Annotated in this window: 9 protein-coding genes; 6 read left to right on the top strand and 3 right to left on the bottom strand. The window is 70.2% G+C overall.

Translation table 11 applies throughout. The features are described 5' to 3' along the window. The first annotated feature begins 341 nt into the window (after window positions 1–341). The 4 genes from eccB (at window position 342) to LV75_RS22245 (ending at window position 4,258) form a co-directional block, all read left to right on the top strand. A complete protein-coding gene (eccB, locus tag LV75_RS22260) occupies window positions 342–1,976 on the top strand; it encodes a type VII secretion protein EccB (RefSeq protein ID WP_253888949.1) in 1,635 nt (544 codons plus the stop codon). A gap of 79 nt (window positions 1,977–2,055) precedes the next feature. Further along, window positions 2,056–2,370, top strand: coding sequence for a hypothetical protein (locus LV75_RS22255; protein WP_253888948.1), 315 nt, complete (start codon window positions 2,056–2,058; stop codon window positions 2,368–2,370). A 10-nt stretch (window positions 2,371–2,380) separates the two neighbouring features. After that, window positions 2,381–3,604: a WXG100 family type VII secretion target gene (locus LV75_RS22250; protein WP_253888947.1), complete on the top strand. Its 1,224-nt coding sequence runs from the start codon at window positions 2,381–2,383 to the stop codon at window positions 3,602–3,604. Between the two features lie 276 nt (window positions 3,605–3,880). Then, window positions 3,881–4,258: a hypothetical protein gene (locus LV75_RS22245; protein WP_253888946.1), complete on the top strand. Its 378-nt coding sequence runs from the start codon at window positions 3,881–3,883 to the stop codon at window positions 4,256–4,258. 22 nt (window positions 4,259–4,280) lie between these two features. On the opposite strand, the gene LV75_RS22240 is transcribed toward LV75_RS22245, so the two are convergent. From LV75_RS22240 to eccD, 3 genes are all read right to left on the bottom strand, one after another. Further along, window positions 4,281–5,087: a hypothetical protein gene (locus LV75_RS22240; RefSeq protein WP_253888945.1), complete on the bottom strand. Its 807-nt coding sequence runs from the start codon at window positions 5,085–5,087 to the stop codon at window positions 4,281–4,283. A gap of 73 nt (window positions 5,088–5,160) precedes the next feature. After that, complete coding sequence (mycP, locus tag LV75_RS22235; RefSeq protein ID WP_253888944.1) at window positions 5,161–6,603, bottom strand: type VII secretion-associated serine protease mycosin; 1,443 nt, start codon at window positions 6,601–6,603, stop codon at window positions 5,161–5,163. After that, window positions 6,600–7,994, bottom strand: coding sequence for a type VII secretion integral membrane protein EccD (gene eccD / locus LV75_RS22230; RefSeq protein ID WP_253888943.1), 1,395 nt, complete (start codon window positions 7,992–7,994; stop codon window positions 6,600–6,602). Before eccD ends, mycP begins: the two co-directional genes overlap by 4 nt. A 133-nt stretch (window positions 7,995–8,127) precedes the next feature. Between eccD and LV75_RS22225 the strand changes: the two genes are divergently transcribed. Together LV75_RS22225 and eccCa are read left to right on the top strand one after the other, a co-directional pair. Then, window positions 8,128–8,487, top strand: coding sequence for a hypothetical protein (locus LV75_RS22225; RefSeq protein WP_253888942.1), 360 nt, complete (start codon window positions 8,128–8,130; stop codon window positions 8,485–8,487). A 46-nt stretch (window positions 8,488–8,533) separates the two neighbouring features. Then, the gene (gene eccCa, locus LV75_RS22220; protein ID WP_253888941.1) at window positions 8,534–12,526 is read left to right on the top strand and encodes a type VII secretion protein EccCa; all 3,993 of its coding nucleotides are present in this window, start codon (window positions 8,534–8,536) and stop codon (window positions 12,524–12,526) included. Window positions 12,527–13,437: the final 911 nt, after the last annotated feature.

Raw genomic sequence — 13,437 nt, 5'->3', positions numbered from 1 at the left:
GGGGGCTGGTTGCCCGGGGGTTGGCTGCCGGGCGGCGGTCCGGGGTGTTGACCAGGGTGCTGTCCGGGGTGTTGACCGGAGTGCTGACCACCGGGCGGCGGGCCGGGCGGGCGGCCGGGACCACCGGGCCCCGGCGGCGGGCCAACCGGGCGGGGTGGCTGACCGGGGGGAGGCGTGCGGCCGTGCCGTCCAGACGTGCTCACCGACATCCGCTCGTTCTCTTCCCCTCGTTCCGGCCACCGCGCGGGTTGTCCACAGGTTTCCCGGAGACCCGCTCCCGGCCGACACCGTACGGCTATCCTGCGGAACCGTACCGCGACGGGGAGAGCAGCAGGCCGAGAATGCCATCAACACCGACAACCAAGTCCCAGGTCCAGGCGTACCGCTTCGTGCTGCGGCGGATGCAGTCCGCCCTGGTGCGCAAGGACGCGGTCATGCTCCACGACCCGATGCGCACGCACAGCAGGGCCACCGTCGTCGGCGTCTGCATCGCCGCCGTCGCCGTGATCGGCTTCCTGGTCTACGGGCTGCTCAAGCCCGCGCCGAAGCTGCCCAACGAGTCCGGGATCATCATCGCCAAGCCCTCGGGCGCGGTGTACGTGCTGCTCACCAACACCGAGAAGGGCAAGGTGCTCATCCCCACCTTCAACCTCGCCTCGGCGCGGCTGCTGCTGCTCGCCCGCACCAACCCGGGCGCCCAGGGCCAGCCGGGCAGCCAGACCGACGCCGGTGGCGGGACCGGTCCGATGGAGGCCGAGGTGATCCCGGACGACAAGCTCGTCGGCATCGCCCGCGACCGGCTCACCGGCATCCAGGACGGCCCGCAGCTGCTGCCCGGCGCGGGTCAGCGCATCGGCGCCGACTGGGCGGTGTGCGACGAGTACAAGATCGACCAGAGCCTGAACAACCCGGCCGCCGACAACAAGATCGAGACGACCGTGGCTGGCGGGCACACCGACCTCGGCCCGGAGTTGGCGGTCAACGAGGCGCTGCTGGTCAAGTCCGACACCGGCGAGACGTACCTGGTCTACCGGACCCCGTCGACGGCGAACATCAAGAACGCCAACACGGTGCGCGCCAAGGTGGATATGAGCAAGGGCAACGTCCGCGCCGCGCTCGCGCTGTCGGACGGCTCGGTGCGCAAGATCACCACCGGCCTGCTCAACGCCATCCCGGAGGCCCCCGCGCTCACGCCGCCGACCATCCCCGGCCGCGGCGAGCGCAGCCAGATCAACATGAACGGCATGCCGGTCGGCACGGTCGTGCAGGTGGAGCGCGCCGGGCAGACCGACTACTACGTGCTGCTGCTCGACCGCGTGCAGCAGGTGAAGAAGACCACCGCGGACCTGATCCGGTTCACCACGACCGAGGGCGGCGCGGAGATCACCAAGGTCCGGCCGGACCAGATCCCGGCCGCCTCGGCCACCCGCGTCGTCGACGACACCACGTACCCGGAGTCCGTGCCCGAGGTGCTCAGCCCGGCGAACTACCCGGTCGCCTGCCTGGGGTGGAACATCGTCGGCACCGGCCCGACCGCCGACCAGCACACCGAGGTGCACGTGGGCAAGGAATTGCCGCTGCCGCGCGACGCGTCCGGCAAGCCCGCCTCCATCGAGGTGACCACCCCCAGCGCCGACGGGCAGCGGCTGAACCACTTCTACATGCCGCCCGGCCGCGCGGCCGTCGTCCGCGGCGCCACCTCGAGGCAGGACTTCGCGACCGGGCCGATCTACCTGATCTCCGACCGCGGCGTGAAGTTCGGCATCCCCGACCAGCGCACGGCCGTCGCGCTCGGCCTCGCCGACCAGCTGCCCGCCCCGGACGCGATCGTGCGGCTGCTGCCCAACGGGGCGTCGCTCAACACCCGCGACGTGCTGCAGACCTACGACGTGGTGCCGGTCGGCGCGGGCAAGTTCCCGTCCACCACACCGTCCGCGCTACCCGCCCCAGCACCGCAACCGACGCCGGGCGGCTGATCTCCCCTTCCCAGCCGGGAACCAAGCGGGGAGCATCGACGTCGAACCGGCACCGGACTCGACGACCGGGAGGTCCGCCATGGCTGCAATCGAGGTAGATCCCGCCTGGATCAGCGGGTACGCCACCACGGTGGCGACCGCCGCCGACGAACTCGGCAAGGGCGCGGACACCCTGCGCACCGCGCCGCTGACCCCGGAGTCCTTCGGGTCGATCGGCAAGACGACCCGGGTCACCGACTCGTACCTGCGCGCGGCCGACCTGCTGCGCTCGCAGTTGACCCGCGGCGTCGAGGCGCTGACGGCGGCGTCCACGGCGCTGTCGCAGATCGCCGACAAGCACCAGGGTTCCGACGACGACGGCGCCCAGTCGATCAAGCGCAGCGGCCAGGGCTGAGGGGGCGGCGATGCGGCGAGCCGACGACAACGAGAGCTGGGACTGGGCACCGGTCGTCAGCACCACCGACGACTGGCAGCCGACGCGGCAGGAGGCCGCGCTGGCCACCGCCGCCGAACCGGTCGCCGCGGCCGAGCAGCCGTGGGGGCAACCGGAGTTGGCCTCGGCGGCCCAGCCGCTGCCCGCGCGCGGTGGCCTGGACGGCGCCGACATCGAGTCGAACTACGCGGCGTACCTGGACTTCCTGAGCCGGTTGTGCCGTGAGCTCGGCGTGCCCGACCCGGTCGAGGAGTACTTCGCGCCGGTGGTCGGCCGGTGGAGCGAACTGCACGCCGAGGCCGACCGCTGGCGGGCGGTCGGCGCGTACTCCGAGGTCGTGGTCGGCGAGCTGACCAAGCCCCTCGGCGGCCTCGACGCGGCCTGGCAGGGGGCCGACGCCGACTCGTTCATCGAGTACATGACCCGGGTCGGCCTGGCTGGCAACGACATGTCCGACGCCATGATCGCCATGGGCGAGGTCCTCGACCTCACCGCGGACGGCCTGCGCGAGGTCGTCATCGAGATGGCCGGGGTGCTCGCGGAGGTCGCGCACAACACCTCGCAGGCGATGGCCCAGCCGGGCCGCGGCGAGGACCGCACCCGCCAGTACCTGGACCAGATGAACCGCCCCACCCGGCAGCTGTTCGAGGCGGTCCGCCAGATCATGGAAGCCCTGGTGCGGCTGTTCGACGGGATGGACGGGTCCAAGGTGTTCGAGCCGATCACCATGGCGCACACCTTCCCGGAGGACAACTGGGCCGTCACCCCGGTCCAGGTCCCCTCCGTGACGGTCCCCGGCGGCCCCGGCACCTCCGTGCCGTCTTCGTCCACCATCCCGTCCTCGCCCGACTTCGGCGGGTCCGGCGGCTTGGGGGGCGGCGGTGGAGGCTTCGGCGGCACGGGTAGCGGTCTTAGCTCCGCCCCCGGAACCCAGCCACAGCCCGGCGCTTACGTAACCCTGGGCGAGGCAGGCCCAAGCAGGCCCGCGGGCATGCCCGTCGCAGGTGCCCCTGCCGCATCCGGTGGCGCTACCGGCGCAGGCGGCATGATGGGCGGCATGCCCATGGGCATGGGCGGAATGGGCGGCGGCGGGGGCAGCACAGACCACAAGCGCCGCACCCGCCTATCGGGCGACCCCGAAGAGATCTTCGGCAAGCCCACCAAGTCCTCCCCACCGGTTATCGGCGACGACTGAGCCGGATTCCGGCCAACTCTTCGACGCGGTTGGCAGAACTTGGACATTCGCTTCCGGCCTTTGTCGAACTTCCGCGACCGCGGAGGAAAACAGACACCACAAAGCTGATCACATCGGGTGTCACCCGATAGCACCTTGCGCGATCATGGTCGCCCAACACCAGGTCGTGGAAGGCGCGGTGAACAGGTCGTGGTCGGCGAACAACCCGGGGCGAGTAGCAACGAGGTCAGCGCGGTGGGCGGTGACTCGGTCCAGATCGGGAACAACATCGGCGATGTGCACGTCACGACCGCTGTCAACCGCGGCAGGCGGGCGAGCGGATCGGTGGTCGCCGCGACCGCTGTCGTCGTTCTCACGCTCTCGGCAGCCGCATTGGTCATGCTGCCCCTGACGCGCCCGGCGGAGAGCCAGCGGTTCACCATCCTGTTGGACACCTCCGCGCCCCAGCCACCCGATCCCGCTGACCCGGTGCCGTCTCCCGTGTCGCAGCCTTCTCCCGTGGCGCAGATCGACGACGATCTGGTCCCGTGCTGGGACACCGGAGGCGCGTCGCAGGCGGGCGCCCAGTCCGACTGCGACCCCAAATCCGCGCGCCAGAAGCGCAAGGGCGATCCGAAGTCCGGGCAATCGGATCGAAGATGTCTACCCCGGTGATTCCGGGCCGTGCCGTGAGCGTTCAGATCCAGCGCAGGCACACCGTGTAGTCCAGTTCGGGGAACTGCGGCTGGTCGTAGAACACGGCGACGTCGTTGTTGCAGTAGGGCTTGTTGTTCCCCTTGGTTCGACCGGTCAGGTAGAGGTTGCCCTTGACGCAGTCGCCGAATCGCAGGAGTTCTATGCCGTTCTCGAGGACCTTCGTAAGACAGTTCCGCACTTCGGCCGCGCCTGTGTCGTCGATGTACCGGTAGCGCAAGCACAAGACAACGCTAAGAGCCGCCCGTGTGGGATGGGGCTGAGCGAGCGGTACGTCCTTGCCGCACTTGCTCGTGTCCGCGGTCCCGTAGTGCTTGCCAGAAACGGTGAACGCACCTGGACGACAGTCACCCGGAACCGTCTTACCGCCAGAGGTCCGCACAGCGCACTGGCCGACCTCGAGGTTGCCCGTTCCATTCGGGTAGCGGTACCGCAGGCAGAGAGTCGTGTCGTGCGAACGTGCGGACCAGTTCGCCTTCGGACATGTGTCTGTGTCGCCAGGACGCCGCTCTAGGAGTTCGTAGGTGTCGTAACCGCAGTCCGTCAACCTGAAGTCGTGGGTGTCGCCCATGCTCAAGTCCTCGAAGCAGTTGCCGATCTGCGCCCGCTCCACGTCGTCGACCACGGTGGGCTCAACAGTTCGCGTAGTGGTCCCGGGCGCTGCGCCCACGGCAGGCTCGCCGGACTCGGCGGCGCGGATCAGGACCATAGCCACCAGCACCACGCCGACGACCGGCCAGATCAGGACAGCGGAGAACCTGGTCTTTGCGAGGCGCAGCCGACGAGCCACAGTTCCTCCCGTTGTCCCACAAGGAGGATACGGCCATCTGGCCTAATAGATTCCGCATTACTGCGGAATCGGATCAAGCCGAGCCGCGGATCTCGCGCTGCGCGCCGGGGCGGTTGCGGCGGATCGTGTGCACCGCGAACAGCGTGAGCAGCAACAACAGCACCCCACCCGCCGCGCCGACCAGGGCGACCTGCATCGGGGCCCAGTTCTTGATCTCCGGGGCCGGGAGCGCCGCCTTGATGTCGAGCGCGGCGTCCGGGCGCACGCCCTGCTCGCTGGGGATCAGGGTGGTCAGCGCGCCGATCGGGTTGATCATGCCGTAGCCGACCAGGTTGTCCCGGCCGCCCGGCGCCGCCGGGTGCGAGGCGGAGACCTTGATCCGGTTGGTGACCTCGCTGGCCTTGAGGTAGGGGAAGCGCTCGCGGATCAGCGCCGCCAGGCCCGCCACGTACGGCGCGGCGAAACTGGTGCCCTGGATGGACACCTGCTTGCCGTCGGCGAGGACCTGCAGGTTCGCCAGGCCGTTGGTGGCCGGGTCGAGCGAGATGATGTCGGTGCCCGGCGCGGCGACGCTCACCCACGGGCCCTGCACCGAGAACTCCGCCGGGTCGCCGTTGCGGGCCATGGCGGCCACCGAGATCACGTAGTCGGCGAACCAGGGCGGAGTGACGATGTGCGTCGGCTTGTTCGGGTCGACGCCGTTGCGCTGGTCCGGGCAGCCCTTCTCGCCGGTGTTGCCCGCCGAGGCGACCAGCACCACGTCCTTCTGCTCGTAGGCGTAGCGCAGCGCGGCCTGCAGCTGCCGCTCCGCCGCGGTGATCGGGCCCTCGGCGACCGCGCGGCAGTTGTCCACCGACATGTTGATCACGCGCGCGCCCTGGTCGGCCGCCAGCACCACGGCCTTGGCCAGGGTCTCCAGCGTGCCCGCGGGCAGCGCCTGCTCGCCGGGCACCCGCACGCCCTTGTAGTTCGCGCTCGACTGGCGGATCGACAGGATCCTCGCCTCCGGGGCGATGCCGCGGAACCCGATGTCGCTGTTGGCGGGCGGGTTCGCCGCGATGATCCCGGCCACCTCGGTGCCGTGCCCGTCGCAGTCCTCGAGGCCCTGCTTGTCCTTGACCACGAAGTCGCCGCCGGGCTGCACCCGGTCGCCGAAGAACGGGTGCGCGCGCACGCCGGTGTCGATCACCGCGACCAGCACGCCCTTGCCGGTGGCGAAGCGGTGCAGCTCGTCGAAGCGCAGCTGCATCTGGCCCCACGGCTTGTTCTTCAGGTCCGTGCCCTGGTTGAGCGAGCCGATGCACTGGCTCGCCAACGTGTACGCGGTGTCCGGGTCCGACCCGCTCGGCACCGGGACCGCCGGGTCCGGCGGCGGCGGCTCGGCCATCGAGGCGATCCGCTCGGCCTTCTCCGCTGGTGTCCGGGTCGGGCTGGTCTGCGCCACCCCGGGCATCGGCAGCGCGACGGCTAAGGCCGCCGCGCCGACCACCGCGGCGATCCGGCGGGCCGTCCTCATGAGAAGCTCACACCTCGCAGCGTCGAGTACAGGTCCATCACCGCGAGCGCGATCGGCAGCACCACCGCGATGCAGATGGCTTCGATGATCTCCACGGTCCGGCGCAGCGGCGGGGAGAAGCGCTGCTCCGGGAACACGACCCCGAGCACGAGCGCGCCTGCCGACAGCACCACCAGCGTGCCGAAGACCCACAGCAGCCTGCCGAAGGTGTCCGCGGTGAACAGCCAGCCGAGCAGGATCCCCGCCGCGGCGAGCATCCCGGTCGCCAGCAGCGCGATCGCCTGGCTGCCGTTGGCGTAGGTGCGCGCCCTCAGCAGCAGCACCAGCGTCGCCACGACACCGAGGAGCACGCCCCACACGCCCGGTGCGCTCGCCGAGACGATCGCGCCGATCGCGGCGGCCGACCCGCAGCCGATGATCATGCCGGTCATGTACTCGTGCGCCAGGCCCGCGCGCCGCTCGATGGAGCGGTAGTCCGGGAACCCGGTGTCTTCCTTCAGGTCCTCCGCGCTGCCCGGCACGTTCGGCAGCGGGAGCCGCGCCAGCTGGATGGTCAGCCGGGGCAGCACGGACAGCGCGCCGAGCGCCACCGCGACCGTCCCGGCCGCGATCCCCGGCGCGGGGTGCGCGATCAGCGTCGCCACGGCGAAGGCGATCACACCGAGCGCGGCGGCGGTCCCGGCCGCGACGAAGGTCGTGATCCCCGAGCCGATGACCATGATCGACGCCGAGGCCACGATCAGCACCAGCGCCGAGGCGAGCAGCAGGCTCGGCCGCCCCGGCTCACCGGGCACGATGGACAGCCCGCTGACGAACGCCAGCGGCAACCCGCCCGCGGCCGCGATCAGCACGCCGGTCGTGCGCGCCTGGTAGGCGCGGGCGAACACCGCGCCCAGCGCGACCGCGATCACCGCGCCGGTGCCCGCCGCGATCGCCGGGCCCAGGTGGCCGCCGCCCCACAGCGGTCCGGCCATCAGCACCGCGAACGCGCCTGTGATCAACGCGAGCGCGCCAGCGATGTGGCCGATCCGGTTGGCGGTTTCCTTGGTCCACGGCCGGTAGCTGTCCGGGGTGGACTCGGCGATGGCGTCGACGACGTCGTCGAACAGCGGCGGCGGCGGGTTTTCGGCGCGCTTGCGCAACTGCAGCATGTCGCCGTCGACGACGCCGAGCGAACCGAGCGTGCGGCTCGGGTCCAGCGGGTTGTCGCCCAGCTTGGCCAGGCACCAGCCGCCGTGGCGCGCGCCGCCGTCCGGGGTGGTCTCCCCGGCCATCTCCAGCAGCATCGGCAGCAGGTCGGCGACCGAGACGTCGGCCGGGAGCGCCACGTCGATGCGCGTTCTCGGCGCGACCACGGTCACTCTGCTGAACACGGTCGTACCGGCTGCCACTGCCCGCCCCCTCGTGAGTTGTCCACAGGTCTGCTCGGACCGACCCCGGCGCGACCGGAATCGGTCCTAGTATGGCCGCACCGATATCCCGGGATGCGCCGGTTCGGCGGAAGTCGGCAACGAGGGGGGTGTGATGGCCGCGCACGACCAGAGTCCTGTGCTGCCAGCGGCTGTCCTCGGGGCGGCCGCGGTGGCCGCCGCGGTGCCGTTGCTCGTCGCCGGGGCCACCACGACCAGGCTGGTCCTCGGCGGGCTGTTCCTGCTGGTCGCCGTGGTCGTGCTGCTCGGTCGCCGCTCCAGCGGGCCGGGCCGCTTCGCCGTCGCCGTGCTGGGGCTCGCGGTCGCCGCGGGGCTGACCTACTTCCAGGCGATCTCCGGCGGCGGTCTCGTCGGCGCCCTGTGCGGCGCGTTGTTCCTGGTCGCGGTGTTCGTGAGCGCGGTCTTACCCGGTGCGCGGTCGAAGTCCACCGGGAACGGACCGGTGGTTCGGTAGCTTTTCCCCGTCCTCCCGCCAGCCGAGTCGAAGAGGTGTCCACCCGGTGAGCACGCTGCAGTTCAAGCGTTCGCCCCGCCTTGCCGCGCCCAGGCAGCCCGGCGGCGAGGTCCACCTCGAACCGCCACCCGAGGTGCCCCGGGTCATCCCGGGCAACATCCTGATGAAGATCCTGCCCGGGGTCATGATCGTCGCCTCGGTGGGCATGATGGTCTTCATGTTCGTCATCGGCGGGCGCAACCCCACCTCGCTGCTGTTCGGCGGCATGTTCCTGATGTCGACGGTCGGCATGATGGCCGGTGGCATGGGCGGGCGCGGCGGCGGCCAGAAGAAGGCCGAGATGAACGAGGACCGCAAGGACTACTTGCGCTACCTCGGCCAGATGCGCGACCGGGCCCGCGAGGCCGCGCTGGACCAGCGCTCGTCGCTGGAGTGGACGCACCCGGACCCGCAGGCGCTGTGGTCGATCGCGACCAGCAGGCGGATGTGGGAGCGCCGCCAGGCCGACTCGGACTTCTGCCACCTGCGCGTGGGCCGCGGCTCGCAGCGGTTGGCGACCCGGCTGGTGCCGCCGCAGACCGGTCCGGTCGACGAGCTGGAGCCGATCGCGACGCTGGCGCTGCGCCGGTTCGTGCGCGCCCACTCGATCGTGCCCGACCTGCCCATCCAGGTCGCCGTGCGCGGGTTCGCCGCGGTCGGGCTGACCGGCGACAAGGCGCTCACCCGGGGCCTGACCCGCGCCCTGCTCGCCCAGCTGGTCACCTTCCACACCCCCGACGACGTGCTGATCGCCGTGGTCACCTCGGGCAAGGCCAAGGCGGAGTGGGAGTGGGTCAAGTGGCTGCCGCACGCCCAGCACCCGAACCTGCTCGACGGCATCGGCCAGCTGCGCATGATGAGCGGCTCGCTGGCCCAGATCGAGGCCTGGCTGGACGAGGAGCTGCGCGACCGGCAGCGGTTCACCCGCAACGCCCCGCCGCAGCCGGACCAGCCGCACGTGGTGATCGTCATCGACGACGGCGAGGTCACCAAGGAGGAGCAGATCATCCTCGAGGAGGGGCTGGTCGGGGTCACCCTGGTCGACCTCTCCGAGTGCCTGGGCAACCTCACCGCCCGGCGCGGGCTGCGGCTGGTGGTCGAGGCCGACCGGCTCGGGGCGCGCAGCGCCTCCGGCGTGGAGTGGTTCGCCAGCCCGGACGTGCTCAGCGTCGCCGAGGCGGAGGCGTTGGCGCGCAAGCTGTCGCCGTACCGGCTCTCCGCCGCGGCCGCGGACTCCGGTGACGAGGAACCGCTGCTGTCCAACCCGACGCTGCTGGAGCTGCTCGGCATCCCCGGCGACCCGATGACCTTCGACGTGCAGCAGGCGTGGCGGCCCCGGCCGGTGCGCGACCGCTACCGGGTCCCGTTCGGCGTCGGCGAGTTCGGCCAGGCCGTCGAACTCGACATCAAGGAAGCGGCGATGGAGGGCATGGGCCCGCACGGCCTGTGCATCGGCGCGACCGGCTCCGGCAAGTCGGAGTTCCTGCGCACGCTGGTGCTGGGCATGCTGGCCACGCACTCGTCCTCGACGCTGAACTTCGTGCTGGTCGACTTCAAGGGTGGCGCGACCTTCCTCGGCCTCGACAGCGCGCCGCACGTCGCCGCGGTCATCACCAACCTGCAGGGCGACCTGACGCTGGTCGACCGCATGAAGGACGCGCTGGCCGGTGAGATGAACCGGCGCCAGGAGGCGCTGAAGAACGGCGGCAACTTCAAGAACGTCTGGGAGTACGAGAAGGCCCGCGAGAACGGCGCCGACCTCGACCCGCTGCCCGCCCTGTTCATCGTGGTCGACGAGTTCTCCGAGCTGCTCTCGGCCAAGCCGGACTTCATCGATCTCTTCGTCGCGATCGGACGACTTGGTCGCTCGCTGCAGATGCACATGTTGCTCGCCTCGCAGCGGTTGGAAGAGGGCAAGCTGCGCGGTCTCGACTCGCACTTGTCCTACCGGATCGGTCTTAAGACGTTCTCCGCTGCTGAGTCGCGCGCCGCCATTGGTGTGCCAGACGCGTTTGAGCTGCCGTCGATTCCCGGTTCCGGGTACCTGAAGTTCGACACGAGCACCATGGTGCGCTTTAAGGCCGCATACGTGTCCGGGCCGTACCGGCCTGCGGGCATGCAGGCAGCAGGACCTGTCGCAGCTGTCTCCGGTGACCGGCGGGCGAAGCTGTTCGTGCCGGACTATGTGGAGATCCCCAAGGAGCCGGAGAAGCCGCTAGAGCCTGTCCTTGAGGAGAAGAAGCCCGAGGGTGGGCAAGAGGCCAGCGAGCTCGACGTCATCGTCAACCGTCTTGTGGGGCAAGGACCGCCCGCACACGAGGTATGGCTGCCGCCGCTGCACGAGCCGAACTCGCTCGACACGCTCTTCCCGCCGTTGCAGCCCACTGACGACCGAGGTCTGTCGCCGGTCGGGTTCTATGGCAACGGCAGGCTCCAGGTGCCACTGGGCATCATCGACAAGCCGTTCGAGCAGCGCCGCGATCTGTTGTGGGCGGACTTCTCCGGTGCCTCGGGCCACGCCGCCATCGCTGGGGGGCCGCAGTCGGGTAAGTCGATGATGCTGCGCACGCTGGTCATGTCCATGGCTCTTACGCACACGGCCGAAGAGGTCCAGTTCTACTGTCTCGACCTCGGCGGTGGCACGCTCGGCACGCTGGAAGGCCTACCGCACGTCGGCGGTGTCGCCGGTCGTATCGACCCGGACAAGGCACGCCGGATGGTGGCCGAGGTGACCGGTCTTGTGACCGAACGCGAACAGCGCTTCCGCGATGTAGGCATCGACTCGATGACCGACTTCCGCAACCGCAAGCGCCGCGGTGAGCTCAAGGACGACCTCTTCGGCGACGTCTTCCTGATCGTCGACGGCTGGCTGAACTTCCGCCAGGAGTTCGAGACGCTGGAGATGCAGGTCGTCAACCTGGCGGCTCAGGGCCTGTCCTACGGCATCCACGTGATCGTCGCCGCGAACCGCTGGGCCGAGATCCGGCCCGCCCTGAAGGACCTGCTCGGCACCCGCTTCGAACTCCGCCTCGGCGACCCATCGGAGTCCGATGTGGACCGCCGGGTCGCGGTGAACGTGCCAGCCGGTCGCCCCGGCCGCGGCCTCTCCCGCGACAAGCTGCACTTCCTCACCGGCCTGCCCCGCGTCGACGGCTCCAGCAACCCAGAGGACGTCGCCGGTGGCGTGCAGGACGCGGTCGCCAAGATCAAGTCCGCCTGGCGCGGCCGCAGCGCGCCGAAGGTCCGCCTGCTGCCCGAGGTGCTGCCCTACGAGGACCTCATCGCCCAGGACCCCCGCCGCGACAGCAAACTCGTCCCCATCGGCGTCGACGAGAACGACCTCGCCCCGGTCTACCTGGACCTCGAGTCCGAACCCCACTTCGTCGCCTTCGCCGACGGCGAGTCCGGCAAGACCAACCTGCTGCGCGTCATCGTGCGCGGCATCATGGACCGCTACACCCCCAAGGAAGCGGTCATCATCCTGGTCGACTACCGCCGCACCATGCTGGGCTACATCAACACCGAACACCTCCTCGGCTACGCCGTCTCCTCCAACCAACTCGGCGACATGATCAAGGACGTCCGCGGCTCCATGCTCAAGCGCCTCCCCGGCCCGGACGTCACCCAGGAGCAGCTGAAGAACCGCTCCTGGTGGAAGGGCCCCGAACTCTTCGTCATCGTCGACGACTACGACCTGGTGGCCACCCAGGGCAACAACCCCCTCCAGCCCATCGCCGAGTTCCTCCCCCAAGCCAAGGACGTCGGCCTGCACGTCATCACCGTCCGCCGCACCGGCGGCGCCAGCCGCGCCATGTTCGACCCGGTCCTCGGCAAACTCCGCGAAATCGCCAGCCCGGGCATCGTCATGAGCGGCAGCAAAGACGAAGGCGCCCTCCTGGGCACCGTCAAACCCTCCGCCCTCCCCCCTGGCCGAGGCACCCTGGTCAGCCGCAAGGTAGGCCAATCCCTCATGCACATCGCCTGGATCCAACCCGAATAACCCCCTCACTCCCAGCGGCCCGCTCCCCCTTCCCATGGAGCGGGCCGCTGTCTCTTTTCCCTTTCGCCCAAAAGACATCAACGCGAGGGCAGTCGCCGCCGCCATCCCACCCCCGCCAGCCCCAACCCCAGCCCACCTGATCGACCACTGGACACTCGAACCCAGCGGTGCCACCCCGACTTCCGTCAGGTCTGCCTCATCCCACTTGGCCAGCCCGTGCACATTCGGACCCGTCGGTGCCATCCCGGCTTCCGTCAGGTCCGCCCTAGCCCACAAACCCAGCCCCTAGCCACTCGAACGCAGCGGTGCCACCCGCCCCCCGTCAGGTCCGCCCCAACCCACCTGGCCGACCAGCGGACACTCGGCCCTGGCGGTGCCAAACCCAGCGTCCGTCAGGACCGGCCCCATCCCACCTGCCCAGCCCCTGGACACTCGGACCTGCCGGTGCCAACTGGCCTTCCGCCAGGTCCGCCTCAGCCCACCTGGCCAGCCCCTGGACACTCGGACTCAGCGGTGCCAATCTGCGCCCCGTCAGGTCCGCCCCAGCCCACATGCCCAGCCCCTGGACACTCGGAAGTTGCGGTGCCATCTCAGCCCGCTCTCGTCTGCCCTGCCAACCCAGCACCTGGACAGTCGGACTCGCTGGTGCCAGGCCGGCTCGATGGGGCGGACTTGTTTTGCGTGGGGGGACAACACCCGTAGCGTTTCCACGCGGCAGGGCCTGCTTTTGGGCCCCTGCTTTGCGGTTCTGCGTCGGGTGTTGTAGGGGCCCCGCGCAAAACAAGTTCGCCCCATCGAGCTTGTCGCATTGCCGCGTTTCCCGCCGATGTTGCCGCCAGGCGACGAGGCGTTTCCCGGAGCCGAAGGCGGAGGCCCGAATCCCTTGCGACGCACTCCCAGCCCGGGCATGC

Origin of the sequence: Actinokineospora diospyrosa, from assembly GCF_024171925.1 — a bacterium.
GTDB classification, from domain to species: Bacteria; Actinomycetota; Actinomycetes; order Mycobacteriales; family Pseudonocardiaceae; genus Actinokineospora; species Actinokineospora diospyrosa.
Note: the sequence above shows the minus strand (reverse complement) of the source record. Positions and strands in the feature narration are given on the sequence as shown.